This is a genomic window from Rahnella sp. PAMC25559, assembly GCF_050632365.1.
Taxonomy (GTDB): domain Bacteria; phylum Pseudomonadota; class Gammaproteobacteria; order Enterobacterales; family Enterobacteriaceae; genus Rahnella; species Rahnella rivi.
This window is the reverse complement of sequence record NZ_CP192543.1, coordinates 355,978-375,659: the sequence shown is the minus strand read 5'-3', so window position 1 is coordinate 375,659 and position 19,682 is coordinate 355,978. Positions and strand designations below refer to the sequence as shown.

19 protein-coding genes are annotated in these 19,682 nt (G+C 54.4%); 10 read left to right on the top strand and 9 right to left on the bottom strand.

Annotated elements, in window-relative coordinates; translation table 11 throughout:
- The first annotated feature begins 35 nt into the window (after window positions 1-35).
- The 3 genes from ACQZQY_RS03035 to ACQZQY_RS03025 all read left to right on the top strand — a co-directional run bounded on the left by ACQZQY_RS03035 (window position 36) and on the right by ACQZQY_RS03025 (window position 2,669).
- Window positions 36-329: a co-chaperone GroES gene (locus ACQZQY_RS03035; RefSeq protein ID WP_009636718.1), complete on the top strand. Its 294-nt coding sequence runs from the start codon at window positions 36-38 to the stop codon at window positions 327-329.
- Between the two features lie 49 nt (window positions 330-378).
- Complete coding sequence (gene groL, locus ACQZQY_RS03030; RefSeq protein ID WP_056782504.1) at window positions 379-2,025, top strand: chaperonin GroEL; 1,647 nt, start codon at window positions 379-381, stop codon at window positions 2,023-2,025.
- A gap of 299 nt (window positions 2,026-2,324) precedes the next feature.
- The gene (locus tag ACQZQY_RS03025) at window positions 2,325-2,669 is read left to right on the top strand and encodes a DUF4156 domain-containing protein (protein WP_122096303.1); all 345 of its coding nucleotides are present in this window, start codon (window positions 2,325-2,327) and stop codon (window positions 2,667-2,669) included.
- A gap of 80 nt (window positions 2,670-2,749) precedes the next feature.
- Here ACQZQY_RS03025 and epmB read toward each other — a convergent pair whose 3' ends face one another.
- Window positions 2,750-3,778 carry an EF-P beta-lysylation protein EpmB gene (epmB, locus tag ACQZQY_RS03020; protein WP_183849994.1) on the bottom strand — a complete coding sequence of 343 codons (1,029 nt, stop codon included), beginning with the start codon at window positions 3,776-3,778 and terminating at the stop codon, window positions 2,750-2,752.
- Window positions 3,779-3,815: 37 nt separating this feature from the next.
- On the opposite strand from epmB, the gene efp reads away from it, so the two are divergent.
- The 3 genes from efp (at window position 3,816) to ACQZQY_RS03005 (ending at window position 4,874) form a co-directional block, all read left to right on the top strand.
- Window positions 3,816-4,382: an elongation factor P gene (efp, locus tag ACQZQY_RS03015; RefSeq protein ID WP_056782502.1), complete on the top strand. Its 567-nt coding sequence runs from the start codon at window positions 3,816-3,818 to the stop codon at window positions 4,380-4,382.
- Window positions 4,383-4,476: 94 nt separating this feature from the next.
- Complete coding sequence (locus ACQZQY_RS03010; RefSeq protein ID WP_056782525.1) at window positions 4,477-4,605, top strand: entericidin A/B family lipoprotein; 129 nt, start codon at window positions 4,477-4,479, stop codon at window positions 4,603-4,605.
- Window positions 4,606-4,739: 134 nt separating this feature from the next.
- Entirely contained in the window at window positions 4,740-4,874 is a 135-nt protein-coding gene (locus ACQZQY_RS03005) for an entericidin A/B family lipoprotein (protein WP_014333643.1), read from the top strand.
- A gap of 77 nt (window positions 4,875-4,951) precedes the next feature.
- Here the strand turns inward: ACQZQY_RS03005 and blc are convergent, their stop codons facing one another.
- The 5 genes from blc to frdA form a co-directional block, all read right to left on the bottom strand.
- Window positions 4,952-5,476, bottom strand: a complete 525-nt coding sequence (gene blc, locus ACQZQY_RS03000; protein WP_056782501.1) for an outer membrane lipoprotein Blc — start codon at window positions 5,474-5,476, stop codon at window positions 4,952-4,954.
- Between the two features lie 120 nt (window positions 5,477-5,596).
- Window positions 5,597-5,956, bottom strand: a complete 360-nt coding sequence (gene frdD, locus ACQZQY_RS02995) for a fumarate reductase subunit FrdD (protein WP_431296591.1) — start codon at window positions 5,954-5,956, stop codon at window positions 5,597-5,599.
- A 9-nt stretch (window positions 5,957-5,965) separates the two neighbouring features.
- Window positions 5,966-6,376: a fumarate reductase subunit FrdC gene (gene frdC / locus ACQZQY_RS02990; RefSeq protein WP_431296590.1), complete on the bottom strand. Its 411-nt coding sequence runs from the start codon at window positions 6,374-6,376 to the stop codon at window positions 5,966-5,968.
- Between the two features lie 11 nt (window positions 6,377-6,387).
- On the bottom strand, window positions 6,388-7,122 hold the full coding sequence (locus ACQZQY_RS02985; protein WP_056782498.1) for a succinate dehydrogenase/fumarate reductase iron-sulfur subunit: 735 nt from the start codon (window positions 7,120-7,122) through the stop codon (window positions 6,388-6,390).
- Entirely contained in the window at window positions 7,115-8,914 is a 1,800-nt protein-coding gene (gene frdA / locus ACQZQY_RS02980) for a fumarate reductase (quinol) flavoprotein subunit (protein ID WP_122096298.1), read from the bottom strand. Before frdA ends, ACQZQY_RS02985 begins: the two co-directional genes overlap by 8 nt.
- Before the next feature lie 281 nt (window positions 8,915-9,195).
- On the opposite strand from frdA, the gene epmA reads away from it, so the two are divergent.
- From epmA to ACQZQY_RS02965, 3 genes are all read left to right on the top strand, one after another.
- Window positions 9,196-10,173, top strand: a complete 978-nt coding sequence (gene epmA / locus ACQZQY_RS02975) for an elongation factor P--(R)-beta-lysine ligase (RefSeq protein ID WP_056782496.1) — start codon at window positions 9,196-9,198, stop codon at window positions 10,171-10,173.
- 266 nt (window positions 10,174-10,439) lie between these two features.
- A complete protein-coding gene (locus ACQZQY_RS02970) occupies window positions 10,440-11,804 on the top strand; it encodes a uracil-xanthine permease family protein (RefSeq protein ID WP_431296589.1) in 1,365 nt (454 codons plus the stop codon).
- A gap of 94 nt (window positions 11,805-11,898) precedes the next feature.
- Window positions 11,899-13,257 (top strand): 8-oxoguanine deaminase, encoded by a 1,359-nt coding sequence (locus ACQZQY_RS02965; RefSeq protein ID WP_431296588.1) that lies wholly within the window; start codon window positions 11,899-11,901, stop codon window positions 13,255-13,257.
- A 43-nt stretch (window positions 13,258-13,300) separates the two neighbouring features.
- Here ACQZQY_RS02965 and mscM read toward each other — a convergent pair whose 3' ends face one another.
- The 3 genes from mscM to rsgA all read right to left on the bottom strand — a co-directional run bounded on the left by mscM (window position 13,301) and on the right by rsgA (window position 18,944).
- A complete protein-coding gene (gene mscM, locus ACQZQY_RS02960; protein ID WP_240993934.1) occupies window positions 13,301-16,645 on the bottom strand; it encodes a miniconductance mechanosensitive channel MscM in 3,345 nt (1,114 codons plus the stop codon).
- Window positions 16,646-16,715: 70 nt separating this feature from the next.
- Window positions 16,716-17,705: an archaetidylserine decarboxylase gene (gene asd / locus ACQZQY_RS02955; RefSeq protein WP_056782524.1), complete on the bottom strand. Its 990-nt coding sequence runs from the start codon at window positions 17,703-17,705 to the stop codon at window positions 16,716-16,718.
- Window positions 17,706-17,906: 201 nt separating this feature from the next.
- Window positions 17,907-18,944, bottom strand: coding sequence for a small ribosomal subunit biogenesis GTPase RsgA (gene rsgA / locus ACQZQY_RS02950; protein ID WP_056782492.1), 1,038 nt, complete (start codon window positions 18,942-18,944; stop codon window positions 17,907-17,909).
- Window positions 18,945-19,068: 124 nt separating this feature from the next.
- Here rsgA and orn point away from each other — a divergent pair, with 124 nt between their 5' ends.
- Complete coding sequence (gene orn, locus ACQZQY_RS02945) at window positions 19,069-19,614, top strand: oligoribonuclease (RefSeq protein WP_056782491.1); 546 nt, start codon at window positions 19,069-19,071, stop codon at window positions 19,612-19,614.
- The last annotated feature ends 68 nt before the right edge of the window (window positions 19,615-19,682 follow it).

Here is a 19,682-nt window from a genome sequence, read left to right as displayed (position 1 = left end):
AAATTGAGTTAGACCCGCTCACAGGAGAGTTATCAATGAAAATTCGTCCATTGCATGACCGCGTTATCGTCAAGCGTAAAGAAGTAGAATCTAAATCCGCTGGCGGCATCGTGTTGACTGGCTCCGCTGCAGGTAAATCTACCCGCGGTGAAATCCTGGCTGTCGGCCATGGTCGCATTCTGGAAAACGGTGAAGTGAAAGCGCTGGACGTGAAAGTTGGCGATATCGTCATTTTCAACGACGGCTACGGCGTGAAAGCTGAGAAAATCGACAATGAAGAAGTGTTGATTATGTCTGAGAGCGACATCCTGGCAATCGTAGAAGCCTGATCCTCGACCCACTTTTTTCTGAACTGAACGAATTGAAGGGAAATTAACAATGGCAGCTAAAGAAGTTAAATTCGGTAATGACGCACGCGTAAAAATGTTGCGTGGCGTAAACATCCTTGCTGATGCAGTAAAAGTGACCCTGGGCCCTAAAGGCCGCAACGTGGTTTTGGACAAATCTTTCGGCGCACCAACCATCACTAAAGACGGCGTGTCCGTTGCACGTGAAATCGAACTGGAAGACAAGTTCGAGAACATGGGTGCACAGATGGTGAAAGAAGTAGCGTCCAAAGCGAACGATGCAGCAGGTGACGGTACCACTACCGCAACTGTTCTGGCACAAGCCATCATCACCGAAGGCCTGAAAGCTGTGGCTGCGGGCATGAACCCGATGGACCTGAAGCGCGGTATCGACAAAGCTGTGATTCACGCTGTTGAAGAACTGAAAAAACTGTCTGTACCTTGCTCTGACTCTAAAGCCATTGCCCAGGTGGGTACTATCTCTGCTAACTCCGATGAAACCGTCGGTAAACTGATCGCTGAAGCGATGGAAAAAGTCGGCAAAGAAGGCGTCATCACTGTTGAAGAAGGCACCGGTCTGCAAGACGAGCTGGACGTTGTTGAAGGTATGCAGTTCGACCGCGGTTACCTGTCTCCGTACTTCATCAACAAACCAGAAACCGGTTCAATCGAACTGGAAAGCCCGTTCATTCTGCTGGCTGACAAAAAGATTTCTAACATCCGCGAAATGCTGCCAGTTCTGGAAGCCGTTGCGAAAGCCGGTAAACCACTGCTGATCATTGCTGAAGACGTTGAAGGCGAAGCCCTGGCGACTCTGGTAGTGAACACCATGCGCGGCATCGTGAAAGTGGCTGCGGTTAAAGCACCAGGCTTCGGCGACCGTCGTAAAGCTATGCTGCAGGACATCGCAACCCTGACTGGCGGTACCGTTATCTCTGAAGAGATCGGTCTGGAGCTGGAAAAAGCGACGCTGGAAGACATGGGTCAGGCTAAGCGTGTTGTGATCAACAAAGACACCACCATCATCATCGACGGTGTTGGCGAAGAAGCGACCATTCAGGGCCGTGTTTCTCAGATCCGTCAGCAGATCGAAGAAGCGACCTCTGATTACGATCGCGAAAAACTGCAAGAGCGTGTGGCTAAACTGGCAGGCGGCGTAGCTGTTCTGAAAGTTGGCGCAGCGACTGAAGTTGAAATGAAAGAGAAGAAAGCCCGCGTTGAAGATGCGCTGCACGCAACCCGTGCTGCTGTTGAAGAAGGCGTGGTTGCCGGTGGTGGTGTTGCGCTGATCCGCGTTGCTCACACCCTGGCTGGCCTGAAAGGCGATAACGAAGACCAGAACGTGGGTATCCGCGTTGCTCTGCGCGCGATGGAATCTCCACTGCGTCAGATCGTTGTCAACGCAGGCGAAGAAGCTTCTGTCATCGCCAACAAAGTGAAAGCAGGCGAAGGCAGCTTTGGCTACAACGCTTATACCGAAGAATACGGCGACATGATCGCAATGGGTATCCTGGATCCAACTAAAGTGACCCGTTCTGCTCTGCAGTACGCGTCTTCTGTAGCTGGCCTGATGATCACCACTGAGTGCATGATCACCGACCTGCCTAAAGACGATAAAGTCGATATGGGCGGCGCTGGCGGTATGGGTGGAATGGGCGGCATGGGCGGCATGATGTAATCATCATCCCCCTGCGCTCATCCGCAGGCAGGCGAAATCAGCAGACGTTTTTGTTTACTGATTAACCTGCTGAAGAAACCCGGTCTGAAAAGGCCGGGTTTTTTTATTTGACCCTTTTTTGTCAGGTTCAGTAAGATAACTCTCATTGTCGCCGGCCTTTAACGTGTAGACTCGTTTCTGCGTGGTTTTCGGATTTTTACCGATAGCGCGAACTTGGGTATGCGTGGCAACGGATGCCTAAGAGAGCCAGGTGTTTTCTGATAGGCTTTATGTGATTACAAAAACAAATGGGGAAAGTGATGCGGATTAAAATGTTACTGGGCCTGTCAGCTATCGCGCTGCTTGCCGGGTGCAGTACCACTCATCAACTGGATGCTGCAGGCCAGCAGGTGAAATTCACCGACGATAAGCCAGGCGCTGAATGTCAGCTGATCGGCCAGGTAACCGGTGCCCAAAGCAACTGGTTCTCAGGTACCGGTGGTGACGGCAGCTCCATGCGTGGTGCAGCCAACGACCTGCGTAACAAAGCAGCAGCCATGGGCGGCAACACCATTTATGGTGCTAACAGCCCGTCTCAGAACTTCCTGTCCAGCTTTGCACCCGTTGACAGCAAAATGGTCGGCCAGGTTTATAAGTGCCCATAATCGCGCCTTGCGCGTTATGATCGCCTAGAAATAATAAAGGGATGCCATCGGGCATCCCTTTTTGCATTCTCTGGTCGTCTTCAGGACTGCTTCAGACGTAAATCCAGAATCGTTTTGCTTGGCTCGCCGCCAATTTCACGCGTCAGTTTCGGCACCATATAACCCGACACCTGACTCATCAGCCCTTTCATAATGACGCGCGCTTCGTCGTCGCTCACCATGAAATGTGCTGCGCCCTGGACTTTATCCAGCACGTGGATGTAGTAAGGCAAAATACCGGCGTCGAACAGCGCATTGCTCAGCGCGGCCAGCACCTCAGCGGAATCATTCACATCACGCAGTAATACGCTTTGATTGAGCAAGGTCACGCCGTGCTTTTTCAGCTTAGCCATACTGGCGCGCAGTGCATCATCAATCTCGTTGGCATGATTAATGTGTGTCACCATCAGCACCTGCAAACGCGATTGTTCAAGACGCTGACAGAAAGCATCGGTAATGCGTGCTGGGATCACGACCGGTAAACGGGTATGAATACGCAGACGTTTAATGTGCGCGATCCCTTCCAGTTCGCCGATCAACCAGTCGAGTTCGTGATCCTTTGCCATCAGCGGATCGCCGCCAGAGAAAATAATTTCATCGAGTTCGGGGCATGTACGGATATAATCCAGCGCCTGAACCCAGTTGGCTTTATTCCCCTGGTTGTCCTGATACGGAAAATGACGGCGGAAACAGTAGCGGCAGTTTACCGCGCAGCCGCCTTTCACCAGTAGCAGGGCCCGATTGCTATATTTGTGCAACAGACCCGGAACAACGCTGCGTTGTTCATCAAGCGGGTCAGTGGTAAACCCCGGCGCGGCGATAAACTCTTCGCGGGCGGTTAATACCTGAAGCAATAAAGGATCCTGCGGATCGCCCGGTTTCATTCGTGCCAAAAAGGCGCGGGGCACTCGTAGCGGGAACAAACGACGGGCTTCACGCCCTTTTTGCAGCTCTGCATTATCGTTAAGTGCCAGAAGAGTAAGCAGTTCATCCGGGTCTGTAATAACATCGCCGAGTTGATACAACCAATCTTCTCTAAATGGCGTATTTAGGGTTACAATGTTTGCCATTTTTTGGCTAATACCAGTTTAAAATTAGAGGGCCATCATGGCGACTTATTCTAGCAACGATTTCCGTCCGGGTCTTAAAATCATGTTCGAAAGCGAGCCTTACGCTATCGAAGACAGTGTGTTCGTAAAACCGGGCAAAGGTCAGGCTTTCGCACGCGTGAAAATGCGTCGTCTGCTGACCGGTTCACGTGTAGAAAAAACCTTCAAATCTACTGACTCCTGCGAAGGCGCGGACGTGGTAGATACCAACATGACTTACCTCTACAACGACGGTGAGTTCTACCATTTCATGCACCCAGAGACTTTCGAACAACACGGCGTTGAAGCAAAAACCGTGTCTGACGCGTCTAAATGGCTGCAAGACAATGCGGAATGTATCGTCACTCTGTGGGATGGTCGTCCTATCGCGGTACAGCCACCAAACTTCATCGAAGCAGAAGTGGTGGATACTGATCCAGGCCTGAAAGGTGATACAGCGGGTACCGGCGGCAAGCCTGCAACCCTGAGCACCGGTGCCGTGGTTAAAGTGCCATTGTTCGTACAGATCGGTGAAATTGTTCGTTGTGACACCCGTTCTGGCGAATACGTTTCCCGCGTTAAATAAGTTTCCCTGCTTATTTTGCCGGATGAGAGCTGCCACAGGTGAAGGCCTGTTGCAGCTTTCCTGCCTCAACGAATTGAATCGGATGTTATTGATCATGTTGAAAAAGATGATGCTTATCGTGGTTTCAGTGATGGCGCTGGCTTCGTTATCCGGCTGCAACACGGTTCATGGTTTTGGTGAAGACATCCAGCATCTGGGTGGGGCAATTTCACGCGCAGGCTGATCCCTTCAGCCTTGTTAACCTTCCATTTCTTTTTTCCAATTTTCTTAAAAGCCTTCCTGATTTCCTGCATTTCCTAAAAGTTAACTACACTTAAAGGGTTGTTCTTTACATTCTCCTATAGGAAGGAAATTTATATGCTGAAGAAAAGTATCCTCGCTATCTTATCTGTTCTTGTTCTGTCTTCTGCGTTAACCGCCTGCAATACCACGCGTGGCGTGGGTGAAGATGTGTCCGCCGGCGGGCAAGCGATTCAGAAAAGCGCGCAATAGCGGCTGAACGACCTGAAGTAAACTGAAGTCTGCCTGCACATTGATGCAGGCAGTGTTGTTTCTGAAGGGCGGAAAACTTACGGTTGTTTGACCCACACCAGCTTGCTGGTGTCGAAGCCGTATTGTTGCGCGGTTTTCAGCAACTGCTGTTTCACGCTGTCATCCAGCGTTGGGGTGCGTGAAAGGATCCACAGATAGCTCTTGTCCGGGCCGCAGACCAGCGCGTAGCGATAGTCTTTATCCAGCTCGATGACGTTATAACCGCCATAAAACGGACCGAAGAAAGAAACCTTGAGCGCGGCACGCGCTGTCGATCCGGTGAAGTATCCTTTCCCTTCACTTTCCTGCCATTTGTTTTTCTTAGGATTAAATCCACGGTTAATGACTTTAACGCCGCCATCATCGCGCAGGCTGTAGTTCGCGGTAACGCGTTCAAGCCCGCTCTCAAAACTGTGATCCAGTCTGGCAACTTCATACCAGGTGCCGAGATAACGGTTGAGTTCGAAATTATTGACGACTTTGACATCTTTCGGTGGGGTAACGCTGCAGGCGACAGAGAGCAGTGCCGTGACGATGACACCCAGTTTTGACCAGATACGCATAAATATTCCTTCCTTAGGTAAGCATCTAAGTGTAGGTAACATTTGAGAAAAAAGGAAAAGAACAGAGAGGAAAAATCAGCGGCCAGAGAGCAGGCCGCTGTGAGGTCAGATCGTCAGGGATCAGAGACGGATCAATACGATAAGGGTGACAATGGTTAAGATCGACGCCAGACCGTAGAACACCCATTTCCCGGCGGGAACGTGGATCTTCAGGTCATGCATGGCGTGATGGATCCTGTGCAGACCGCACCACAAAGGCAGCACGATCATCAGCAGCAGGAACAGACGGCCGATCCAGCTTTGTGCGAAAGCCATTACGCGCGGGTAGCTCAGTGCTTCACCGGGAAAGAAACCCAGCGGCAGCAGGAAACACACCAGCAAAATCATCACCGGCGCGAAGATTGCGCTCCACATACCCCCGGCGCCAAACAGCCCCCAGAATACCGGTTCATCTGAACGTTTAGGCAGAGTATTTTTCATTTCGCCTCCTCAAAGAAACAGCGCGATGGCAAGGATCACCAGCGTCACAACCACGGTCACGCCCCAAAAACCGGCAATCACCGGCTCCGGCCCCATCTTCCTGTCTTTGATAATCACGATGGAAGCTTTAGGCGCCAGCTCGAACCAGGTTTTGGTGTGCAGCAGCGCCGCCAGCAGGGCGATCAGGTTGATCAACATGACCACCGGATTTTGCAGAAAATCCACAAAACCCGCCCAGCTTTCAGGCCCGTTACGTAGCGAGAAAACGCCAGCCAGCAGCAAAAGGCTGAACCAGACGGCCGGAACCGACGTGCCTTCGCGCAGCATATAAAAACGGTAGAAAGGCAGGCTTTTCCACCAGCTGGCTTTTATCTCACGCACGTAGGGTTTGCGCTTGCTGCCCGTACTTTGAGTCGTCATATTTTCCTCCCTCATTGCGGTCTGAGCCTCGCGATCATGAAGTCTTTAGCGCTTTCGACTTTGCCTTGCTGAATGGCGGCGGCAGGGTCTACGTGCTTCGGACAGACTTCGGAGCAATACCCGACAAACGTACAGCTCCAGACACCGTTCTGACTGTTAAGCTGCGGCATTCGCTGCGCTTTACCCTGGTCGCGGTTATCGAGGTTGTAACGGTGTGCCAGCGTGATGGCGGCCGGGCCGATGAACTCCGGATTTAACCCGAACTGCGGGCAGGCGGCATAACACAAACCGCAGTTGATACAGCCGGAGAACTGATGATATTTCTCCATCTGCGCCGGTGTCTGATTACCCGGCCCCTGATCGACGGTACGTGAATTACCGATGATGTAAGGCTTAATGGCTTCGAGGCTTTCGATAAAGTGAGTCATATCGACCACCAAATCGCGTTCCACCGGGAAGTTGCCCAGCGCTTCAATCTGCATCCCTTGCGGGTATTCACGCAGGAAGGTTTTACAGGCCAGTTTGGGCACACGATTGATCATCATGCCGCAGGAGCCACAAATTGCCATGCGGCATGACCAGCGGTACGAAAGGTCTGGCGCAAGATGATCTTTGATATAACCGAGGGCATCGAGAACGGAGGTTGTCTCATCGAAAGGGACGTCATACACCACCGGATGCGGCGCGCTGTCCGTCTCCGGGTTATAGCGCATGATTTCAACCTTCAGGCTGTGCATTTTAGCCACGGGATTGCTCCTTATCTTTTTTATCCTGAGTGTCGCCTGCACTGCCGTAAACGCGTTTGGCTGGCGGCAGCGTGGTGATTTTCACGTCCCCGTATTCCAGACGCGGCGAGGAATCAGGCTGATAAAATGCCAGGGTGTGCTTAAGGAAATTGACGTCATCGCGCTCGGTGCAGCCTTCATCCAGACGCTGATGCGCCCCGCGAGATTCACGACGGTTGATGGCGGAGTGCGCCATACATTCGGCCACTTCCAGGCCGTGGCCAAGCTCAATGGTGTACAGCAGATCGGTGTTGAAGACGCTGGAAGTGTCGTGGATTTTGACCCGTTTAAAGCGCTCTTTCAGTTCTGCCAGCTTGTCGATGGTTTTCTGCATAAGCTCAGTTGTACGGTAAATCCCGCACCCTTCTTCCATCGCCAGACCCATTTCATCACGGAGAGTCGCCCAGTTTTCATCCCCTTCCTGCTGCATCAGCGCTGACAGGCGATTTTCAATATCACGCACCTGAGCATCCAGCGCGGCGGTATTGCCAAAGTCTGTGGCCTGTGCAGCGCGCAACGCGGCCTGTTCACCGGCCATGCGTCCGAAGACCACCAGTTCTGCCAGAGAGTTGGAACCTAAACGGTTAGCGCCGTGCAAGCCGACGGAAGAACATTCGCCGACGGCAAACAGGCCTTTAATCCGGGTTTCGCACTGTGCGTCAGTTTCGATGCCGCCCATGGTGTAGTGGGCGGTAGGGCGTACCGGGATCGGATCCGTGATCGGGTCAACGCCGACGTAGGCTTTTGCCAGCTCGCAGATAAACGGCAGACGTTCGCGTAATTTTTTCTCGCCAAGATGGCGCAAATCCAGATAAACCACGTCGCCGCGCGGGGTTTCGATGGTGCGTCCGGCGCGCCATTCGTGCCAGAACGCCTGCGACACTTTGTCGCGAGGGCCGAGTTCCATGTATTTATTTTTCGGCTCACCCAGCGGTGTTTCCGGCCCCATGCCGTAATCCTGCAGATAACGGTAGCCGTCTTTGTTCACCAGAATACCGCCTTCACCACGACAGCCTTCAGTCATCAGGATGCCGGAGCCCGGCAGACCGGTAGGGTGATATTGCACGAATTCCATATCACGCAGCGGCACGCCGTGACGGAATGCCATGCCCATACCATCGCCGGTCACGATACCGCCGTTGGTGTTGTAACGGTAAACACGGCCTGCGCCACCGGTCGCCATGACAACCGCGTTAGCGCGGATCTGCACGCGGGTACCTTCCATCATATTGATGGCGACCACGCCGCGCACCTGACCGTCATCGACCAAAATATCAAGGACGAAATGCTCGTCGAAACGTTTGATTTGTGGGTATTTCAGGGAGGTCTGGAACAGGGTGTGAAGCATGTGGAAGCCGGTTTTATCGGCGGCAAACCAGGTGCGTTCGATCTTCATGCCGCCAAAACGACGGACGTTGACCGAGCCATCTTCTTTGCGGCTCCACGGGCAGCCCCAGATTTCCAGCTGAGCCATTTCTGTCGGACATTGATGAACGAAATGATCCACCACATCTTGTTCACACAGCCAGTCGCCGCCGGAAACGGTATCCTGGAAGTGCAAATCAAAACTGTCATGATCCTGCGTCACCGCGGCAGAACCGCCTTCGGCGGCGACAGTATGGCTGCGCATTGGGTACACTTTCGAAATCAATGCGATGTTCAGGTCAGGATTGGCTTCCGCTGCGGCTATTGCTGCGCGTAAACCCGCCCCACCTGCACCTATAATTGCAATATCGGCGTTAAAGGTTTGCACTGCATTCCTCCACTATCATCAAAAAGATCGGGTTTGAAACACCCGCGAAACGCCTTCGGAATCGAAGGCTTAGTGAACCCTGATGACATACAGGCGCTGTCCCAGAGGGTAATATTCTTATTGTTTGTAAGGGAATTAGTATACCTAAGGGGTAGAAGGGGTAATTTGATGTGAACGCGGATTTAGGCTTTCTCTGCGTTGTGCTTCGCAAAATGAGATATTTGTTTGCCCACAGGATGCAGGTAGACTGCATGACTTTTCTGCATTCGGAGTAAATCACCATGAGCGAAACAGCCAGCTGGCAACCCAGCGCCTCCATCGCCAATCTGTTGAAGCGTGCGACTATCCTCACTGAGATCCGCCGTTTCTTTGCCGATCGCGGCGTGCTGGAAGTGGAAACGCCAGCCATGAGCCAGGCCACGGTGACCGATATTCATCTGGTGCCTTTCGAGACGCGTTTCGTCGGGCCCGGAGCCGCAGAGGGCAAAACGCTCTATCTGATGACCAGCCCGGAATACCACATGAAACGCTTACTGGCGGCGGGCAGCGGTCCTATTTATCAGATGGGGCGCAGTTTTCGCAACGAAGAAGCCGGCATTCATCACAATCCTGAGTTCACGATGCTGGAGTGGTACCGTCCGCGTTATGACATGTACCGGCTGATGAATGAAGTGGATGATTTACTGCAACAGGTACTCGACTGCAACAGTGCAGAAACGCTCTCCTACCAGCAGGCGTTCACCCGCCATCTGAATGTTGATCCGTTGTCTGCCGACAAAGCAGAATTGCGTGAAGCGGCAGCGAAGCTGGATTTGTCGAATATTGCTGACACCGAAGAAGACCGCGACACATTATTACAACTGTTGTTCACCATGGGCGTGGAACCTCACATAGGCCGCGACAAGCCCGCGTTCGTGTATCACTTCCCGGCGACGCAGGCCTCTCTGGCGGAAATCAGCACGGAAGATCATCGCGTGGCCGAGCGTTTCGAGGTGTATTACAAAGGCATAGAACTGGCGAACGGTTTCCGCGAACTGACGGATGGTCGTGAACAGCGTCAGCGTTTCGAACAGGACAACCGTAAACGAGCGGCACGCGGCCTGCCGCAGCATCCTATCGATAACAACCTGCTGGATGCGTTAGAGCACGGTATGCCGGAGTGTTCCGGTGTGGCGCTGGGCGTTGATCGCCTGATTATGATTGCGCTCGGCGCTACCAGTCTGAGCGATGTGCTGGCGTTCCCGGTGACGCGCGCCTGATCAGTGTTTGAGTCCTGACCACCCGGTCAGGACTTTTTACCTTCCCTTCCTTTCCCCTTGCCCTTTTTTTGTGCATAAACCCGTTAACCGCGCATTTCATGAAACAAAAGTACCCAAATGGCGCAACACTGATTTTAAAGTTTCAGTGCGCCTGTTTTTCGGCTGGCCGCAGAAACCGGGCGTTGCAGGACGTTAAGGCAAATTTTTTCGTCACTGGCCTGCTTTATGCATAACTGGGTTATCACTCATTATCCCGGAAACCCGTTATGTCTGAATCCAATGAAAAAGAACTGCTGTATGGACTGGAAGAGCGTATCGCACCGGCGCCGGCATTCCTCACGGCGGTTCAGCACGTGCTTGCCAGTGTGGTGGGGATCATCACTCCGCCGCTGATTATCGGCTCGGTTCTCGGGCTGAACGCCTATTTACCTTATCTGATCAGCATGTCGCTGCTGGCTTCCGGTATCGGAACCTTTCTTCAGGCGCGCCGGTTTATGTCGGTTGGCGCGGGCATGATTTGCCTGCAGGGCACCAGCTTTGCTTTTCTGGGGGTGATCTTGTCCGGAGGGCTGCTGGTGAAAAGCCGTGGCGGATCCCCCGAAGACATTATGGCGATGATATTTGGTGTGAACTTCGTGGCAGCCTTCATCCCGCTGCTGGTCAGCCGTTTTATTGGTCAGATGCGCCGGGTGTTCACCCCGCTGGTGAGCGGTACCGTTATCGCGCTGATTGGCATCAGCCTGATTAAAGTCAGCATTACTGACTGGGCTGGCGGACACGGCGCGGCGAATTTCGGCGCACCGGTCAATATTGGCCTTGGGGCGCTGACGCTGCTGGTTATCGTCGCCTGTAACCGAATCAACGTGCGCTGGGTGCGTCTGTCTTCCATCGTTTCAGGCATCGTGGTGGGCTGCGTTGCGGCGTACCTGAGCGGGCATCTGCCACTGAAACCGCTACAGGGTGACTGGTTTGCGCTGCCGCAGTTATTCCGCTTCGGCTTCAGGTTTGACTGGATCATCTTCGTTCCCATCGCGCTGGTTTCCTTTATCAGCATTCTGGAAGCGGTTGGGGATCTGACCGCAAACTGCATGCTGTCGCAGCAGCCGATCGAAGGGGAAAGCTTCCGTAAACGCCTCAAGGGTGGAATTCTGGCGGACGGCGTCAGTTGTATGATTGCGGCGATGTTTGCGTCATTCCCGAACACCACGTTTGCGCAGAATAACGGCGTGATCCAGATGACCGGCGTCGCCAGCCGCTATGTCGGCATGTACATCGGCGGCGTTTTAGTTGTGCTGGGGTTGTTCCCGTTTATCGGCGGCATTCTGCAGCAAATACCCGCGCCGGTGCTGGGCGGGGCGACGCTGGTGATGTTTGGCAGCGTGGTGGCCGCCGGTATCCGCATCATGACGCAATCGCCGGTAGGACGCCGTGAAATGCTGATTATCGCCATTTCATTCGGTATCGGTCTGGGCATTGAAGCGGTACCCGAAGCGCTGGGGCAATTTCCGCCGATCGTCGGCAATATCTTTGGGCATGCGGTCACCAGCGGCGGTATTGTCGCCATCCTGCTCAATTTACTGATGCCCGCAGAACGCGTCAGCGTGCTCGCAGAGGAAATGAAAGTTCACTGATACACCGCGCCTGCGCCCCTGGATCAGCAGACAGGGCATAACTGAGCTGACTCACTTTTTGAAGTTACATTCGGACCAAAAAAGGACGTCAGATATGTCAGAGCAACGCACGTGGATCAAAAATCCGCTGGCTGTTTTTACCTCAAACACCCTGGAAGCACGCGGGGGCATTGTCATCGAAGGCGCGAAAATCGTCGAATTGCTGCCCCCCGGCCAGCCACCTTCACAACCGGTGGATCATATTTTTGATGCCTCAGAGAGTGTTTTGCTACCGGGCCTGATTAACACCCACCATCATTTTTATCAGACACTGACCCGGGCCTGGGCGCCCGTGGTCAATGTGCCGTTATTCCCGTGGCTGAAAAAATTGTATCCGGTCTGGGCGCGTTTGCAGCCTGAAGCGCTCGGGCTGGCAAGCCGCGTGGCGATGGCCGAACTATTGCTGTCTGGCTGCACTACCACCACAGATCACCATTACTTGTTTCCGCAAGGGATGGAAGAGGCCATCGATGTGCAGGTGGACGTGGTCCGGGAGCTGGGCATGCGTGCTTTACTGACGCGGGGCTCAATGAGCCTCGGTGAAGCGCAGGGCGGGCTGCCACCGGAACAAACGGTTCAGTCGGGCGAAACCATTTTGCGCGACAGTCAGCGGTTGATTGACCGCTATCACCAGCGCGGCGAAGGAGCATGGATGCAGATTGCGCTGGCGCCGTGCTCGCCTTTTTCCGTCACGACAGAAATCATGCGCGAAAGCGCCCGGCTGGCCCGGCGGAAAGATGTCCGTTTACACACGCATCTTGCGGAAACGCTGGATGAAGAGGCGTTCTGCCTGAAGATGTTTGGCCTGCGCACGGTGGATTATCTGGAAAGCGTCGGCTGGCTGAGTGACCGGACGTGGCTGGCGCACGGCATTCACTTTAACGACGATGAAATCCGGCGTCTCGGCGCGGCGGGCACCGGCATCTGTCATTGCCCGGTGTCGAATATGCGGCTGGCGTCCGGCATGTGTCCGACGCGTGACCTGGAGGCCGCAGGCGTGCCGATTGGACTGGGCGTTGATGGTTCTGCATCAAATGACGCCTCGAATCTGATGTACGAAGCGCGGCAGGCACTGTATCTGCAACGGCTGAAATACGGTGCGGAATATGTGACGCCGGAAAGAGTGCTGGGCTGGGCGACGCGGGGATCGGCGACGCTTATCGGGCGTGATGATATCGGACAGATCGCGGTAGGCAAGCAGGCCGACCTGGCGCTGTTTAAACTCGACGAGTTACGTTTCAGCGGCAGCCATGATCCCATTGCCGCCTTGTTACTGTGCGGCGCGGAGAAAGCCGATCGCGTGATGGTCGGCGGAAAATGGCGCGTCATCGACGGCCAGATTGTGGATATGGATGTGGCATCGCTGATATCACGACACCGTAAAGCCGCGGCGGCGCTGATCGCGGATCTGTAAACTCAGGGCGTAAAAAAGGGCAGAGAAATCTGCCCTTTTAGGTTTATAAATCGCCCGGCGAACGCGAGCTTGTACCGCTGCGGCCACTGCCGCTGCTGCTGGTAAAGGTCGCGTTGTTGCCATTTTGCGCGCGGTGCAATGTTTCCATTCGCACCTGGAATGGCGGGAAGGGCAGCGTAATGCCGTGCTCGCGGAATCCGGCCAGAATCAGCTGATGAATTTCGTGGCGCAGGGGCATACGGTGCGCCATTTCGGCGGCATGCATACGCAATTCGAAAATCTGGATCCCCTGCTGCAAATCCACCAGATAGGCTTCCGGCACCGGCGTGTCGATCACCAGGGAGCAGCGGTGCGCGGCGTTGAGCAGGATTTCAGTCACTTCTTCACTGTTGGCTTCCGACGGAGCCGGTACTGTCAGTACCACACGCGTCACGGAATCCGACAGCGACCAGTTGATGAACTGCTCAGTGATAAAGGCCTTGTTCGGCACGATAATCTCTTTACGGTCCCAGTCGGCAATGGTCGTGGCACGGGTGTTGATCTTAGTGATGCTGCCCGTCAGGTTGCGGATCGTCACGGTATCGCCGATACGGATCGGTTTCTCGAACAAAATGATCAGGCCGGAAATAAAGTTGGCGAAAATCTCCTGCAAACCAAATCCAAGCCCCACACCCAGCGCGGCGACTAACCATTGCAGTTTTGCCCACTCGATGCCAATGAGCGAGAAGCCCACCAGCCCGCCGATCAGCAGTAACACATATTTGGTGATGGTCAGTACGGCGTAACCGGTGCCCGGCGTCAGATCCAGATGTTGCAACAGCGCCAGTTCCAGCAGCGCCGGTAAATTACGCACCAGCTGCGTGGTGATGATCAGCACTAAAATCGCGATCAACACCGATCCCAGCGTGATCGGCTGCATGCTCTCAACGCCCTGAACGGTGGACGCCACCTGCCAGAGATGAATATTTTCCAGGAATGAGAAGGCCGAATGGATCTCCGACCACAGGAAGATCACCGAGATCAGCGCGATAAGCGTCAGCAGCGATCGCACCAGACGAAGTGACTGCGCGGAGATGGCATCCAGATCGACGACCGGCTCTTCAATTTCAACCGTACCTTCGTTACTGCTGTTGGCGTGATTCGCGTCTTCTTCGCCACGGGCGCGCTGATTGAGCATTTCGGCCCGACGTTGTTTGGCGCGTTCAAAGGCAATGCGGCGTCGCTGAATCAGCATCCAGCGGCGGATGATGTGATAAATCACCAGCAGCACAAACCAGATGGCGACCGAGGTTTCCAGACGTGCCAGTAATGCCTGTGAGGTGGCGAGAAAGCCCATCAGTGAGGCGAGTGCCGCGACTATCGGCGCGCCAAGCAGCATCCACCACAGCGTATTGTTAAGCATGTTCTCGCTGTTGCCTTTTTTATCAAGGTACAGCGGGATCCCCGCACGTTTCAGGCTGTGAGTGACCAGCGCCACCACCAGACACAGAATGACGAAGCACAGACGGCCCAGGGTGTTGGAGAATTCGCGGTCATTGAGATTATCGAATGTAATCAGCGCCATGATCAGCGGCACTATCACCCAGATAGACAACGCGTAGTAGCGCAGCGCGCGGGAAACGGCGCGCTGCGGCCAGCCGAAGTGGGTGACAAACAACCCCTGCGGATGCGCCAGCGCGGCGCTCACCATGAACGCCCACAGAATCGGCAGCGTTGCGGTCACCCCATCGCCAATCGCCACGGCAATCGGATATGGCCAGGCGCTTTGTAGCCCGAAGCCCAGAGCCGCCCACAGCACCGGCAGCGGCATCGCCACCAGAATCGACCAGAATACCGTGCGCATTGTCAGCGAGAAGTGATCCTGCGTGACTTTGCCGACTTTGCTGCTGGCACGCGCCAGAAAGGCGTAATAGTGCTTACGGGAGCTGATGCTGATAATGACCAGAATCAGTGCGCCAAACAGCGGCAGCAGGGTTTCTTTGCTGGTGACCATCATCATCGATGCGCCGCCGAGCTGGCTCAGGGAGTCGAGCGACACCAGGCGTTTCACGTCATGCGCCAGCATGACAGGGTAGGAAAGCCCCACCGGGCTGACGTCGGCCACCCAGAACAGATAACGGTGCGCGGCCTCATGGACGTCGTTCAGCGCTTCCACCAGCTGGCTGTTGGCGACTTTCAGCTTGGTCAGTTCGAGAATCTGCGTATCACAGCCTGAGAGCAGTGAATTGAGCAAATCGCGCTGGGTGCGAAGCTGCGCGTCGAGAATTTTTTGCTGCGCAGCCGTCAGCGGTTTGCCGTCGTCCTGACGCCCCTGGCGGTAAACCGCCTGCTTATCGAGTAAATCTTCATAGTGCAGACGCTGAACGCGCAACTGACCCATGTCGCGGTCGAGCTGTTGCGGTTTTGGCATGTCCGGCAGACGGGAAACCTGCGCCCGCAGCGTTTCACCTAACAGATTGGATGCGCCCAGCCACTGTGCCTGTTCGCGAATGGTATTGATCGCCTGACGCACCTGCTGCGTTTGCGCGGCAGCCTGACGCTGCTGGGAGGAGATCAAATCCATCCGCTGCGCCTGCTGATTTAACGCCAGCGACAGTTCACGGTTGGATTGTAACTGCTGGCTGATGGAGTGGGGCAATTCGCCGCTCTGTTCCGCCAGCAGCTCGGTTTTTTCAAGCGCCTGTTCCGCTTCACGCTGGCGCTGATTGTTCAGCGTATTGCGCAGAGCCTGCAGTTGCTGATCGAGATAATCGGCGCGCTTCTTGTAGAGATCGGCGCGCATCCGCGACAGTTCCTGCCGGTTATTGGAAGAAAGCTGTGCCAGTTCAAGCTCATCCACTTTCGCCTTGCGTGCGGCAGATTCGGCCTGCAGTGCACTCAGCTGGGCTTGTGCGAGGATGGACGATGTGGCCGCCGCAGTGGCTGACTGGATCCGCTGATCGATGTCGCCGAGCGCGTTACGCGCTTCCGACTGTTGCTGCGGGATTTGGCTGAGCGAGTCGCTGATATCGCGGGAGCGATCCTGCTCCTGGCGGAGCTGGCGGGTTTCTTCCAGTTGCTGGCTGCTGATTTGCAGAATTTGCTGGTCGAGCTCGGCGCTGGATAAATCTGTGCTGATCGCAGGCGGCTTTTCGGGCTGATTTTGCAGTTCCTGACGCAAAGACTGCGTCAGTTTAGGAAAGTCATCGATGACTTTTTGATATTCCGCCGTGCGCCCGGCAGAGACTTTCGCCTCATTCAGCCAGTTGAGGGCACTTTGCAGCGCCTCAACAACCTGCGCCTGGTTGGCCATTTCTTTATTGGCTTCCGCCTGTTTCAGTTCCTGTTTGAGCTGATCTTCAGTCGGTGCGGCACCTGCCATGAGCGGCAGAGACAGCAGTAAACTCATCAGCAAGGCGGGGATCAGGCGCACTCGGTCACATCCTTTTTTCAGTTCTTTACGTCAGTTCAGGGCGAAATCAGAAGTCTTTAGGGACTTGCGGTTCAGCCGTTGCCACACCTGCAGGTACTTCAGGCACTTCAGTTGCTTGAGTAACTTCAGGTATTTCAGTTACTTCAGGCGCTTCAGGCACTACTGCGGATGCACGCAGCGCTTCGGCGAAAGGTTCGCCCATGCGGGTTACGGTACCGTTGCTCAGGTTCGGCATGAAGCGAATCTGACTGGCGGTAAACAGGTTAATCACGGTGGAGCCCAGTTTGAAGCGGCCCATTTCCTGGCCTTTTTCCAGCGCGATGGCGCCTTCTTCACCGGCAGCAGGGTAGGTCCAGCGCTTGATGATGCCTTCGCGCGGTGGCGTAACGCAGCCCGCCCACACGGTTTCGATGCTGCCGACAATGGTCGCACCGACCAAAATCTGTACCATCGGACCAAATTCAGTATCGAACACGCTGATGACGCGTTCATTACGGGCGAACAGGTTAGGGACGTTGGCGGCGGTCAGCGGGTTCACTGAGAACAAATCGCCCGGCACATAAATCATTTCGCGCAGAACGCCGTTGCACGGCATATGCACGCGGTGATAATCACGGGGTGCCAGATAGATTGTGGCGAACTGACCCCCCTGGAACTTCTCGGCCAGCTGATAATTTCCCGCCAGCAACGCTTCGAGACTGTAAAAATGGCCTTTTGCCTGGAACAGCTTGCCGTCAGTGATCGCACCCAACTGGCTGACTGCACCGTCGGCAGGCAGGCAGAGCATGTCCAGACCACTGACAACAGGGCGCGCGCCGTCACGCAGTGGGCGAACAAAGAATTCATTGAACGTCGCGTAAGATTTGATATCCGGATTTTGTGCTTCTTTCATGTCCACGCTGTAAAAGCGCGCAAAGGCTTTAATGACCCAATGGGTCAGCGTGGCTGCACGTTTTTCCGCGCCCCAGCCCGCCAGACGGGTCAGACCTTGTTTAGGAAGTAAGTATTGAAGTTTGATTTTGATACTGTCCAGCACGGGAAAAACCTCTTGGATGGTATGAATGGCCGGCATGACCGGCCATTTTGCAGGGGACCGTCCATCAGCGGGACGGTCACACATTGTATGATTGCGCAGGAGCCTGTTAATCGACGCCGATTGTAACGATGAGAAATCAACGGTTCAACTTCCGTTAATCTCACTCGTTTCTTATTTGCTCATGAACTCAACGGGTTAACGTTAAAGTGCGTCGAAGTTTTTACGCGTTTTTACGTCTTCCATACTTTCCAGAATACGATGGTAGTTGTCGAAACGCTCTTCAGCGATGTCGCCACGGTCTACGGCATCACGGATGGCACAGCCCGGATCGCTGCCATGTTTGCAGTCGCGGAATTTGCAGTAGCCGAGGAAAGGACGGAATTCGACGAACCCCTGAGTGATCTGCTCTGGCGCAAGGTGCCACAAGCCGAATTCACGTACGCCGGGGGAGTCGATGACGTCGCCGCCGCGCTGGAAGTGGTACAGGCGCGCCGCGGTGGTAGTGTGCTGGCCCAGACCGGAGTTGTCTGACACTTCATTCACCACGATCTGTTTCTCTTCCGGCGGCAGTAAGGCGTTCAGCAGGCTGGATTTCCCCACACCTGACTGACCGGCGAAAATGCTGATGCGGTCGGTCAGTGCGGTTTCAAATGCAGGCATGCCTTCACCGGTCTGGCTGGAGACTTCGAGTACGCGGTAGTTAATTCTGCGGTAGATATCCATCATACCTTCGACGAACTTACGGCCTTCGTCGTCAAGCAGATCGATTTTATTGAGCACAATCAGCGGCTCAACTTCAACGGTTTCGCACGCCACCAGATAGCGGTCGATGATGTTCAGCGACAGCTCTGGCAAAATGGCGGAGACAATGACGATCTGGTCAATGTTGGCAGCGATTGGTTTCACGCCGTCGTAGAAATCTGGGCGGGTCAGCACGGATGTGCGTTCATGCACTGCTTCAACGATACCTTTGACGCTGGTGTTCTCGCCGGCGCGCCATACAACGCGGTCACCGGTGACCAGAGAACGAATGGTACGGCGGATATTGCAACGGTGCTGGCTGCCGTCGGCCGCTTCAACGTCCGCATGCATCCCGAAACGGCTGATGACAATGCCGTCCTGCGGTTCGCCGTGCAGAGAATCGTCCAGCTCTTTGCGTTTGTCGGTCTGAGTCAGACGACGCTGGTGGTTAGTCTGAACGCGACGTTGTTGCCCTTTAGACAGTTTTGATTTAGTCACTGCGCCTCACTTAACTGGCTTTAATCGCTCGGTGCGACCAAAACGACTATGATACCAGCTATTTTATATTAATTGCCCGAATGACGGAGATCTCCGTCAACTCTCTACTTTAACAGGACACATCATGGCTGCTAATGACTCGAACTTAATCTGGATCGACCTCGAAATGACCGGTCTGGATCCTGAACGTGACCGTATTATTGAAATCGCCACGCTGGTGACCGACGCGCATTTAAACATTTTGGCCGAAGGCCCGGTGATGGCTGTGCATCAGTCTGATGCGCAACTGGCGCTGATGGATGACTGGAACGTGCGTACGCACACCGGCAGCGGTCTGGTTGACCGTGTGAAAGCCAGCCCGTTTGATGACAATGCAGCTCAGCTGAAAACCATTGAGTTCCTGCGCGAGTGGGTGCCTGAAGGCAAATCGCCTATTTGTGGCAACAGCGTCGGGCAGGATCGCCGTTTCCTGTTTAAGTACATGCCGGAGCTGGAATCCTATTTCCATTACCGTTATCTGGATGTCAGCACGCTGAAAGAGTTGGCGCGTCGCTGGAAACCGGAAATACTGGGCGGCTTTAAAAAGCAAAATACCCACCAGGCTCTGGATGATATTCGTGAGTCCGTGGCTGAACTGGCGTATTACCGCGAACATTTTATTAATCTCTAAAAATACCTGAAATCTTTTTTATTGCGCCGCGGAACACAAAACCGCCGGGTTTCGCCGCTTAAATCGCC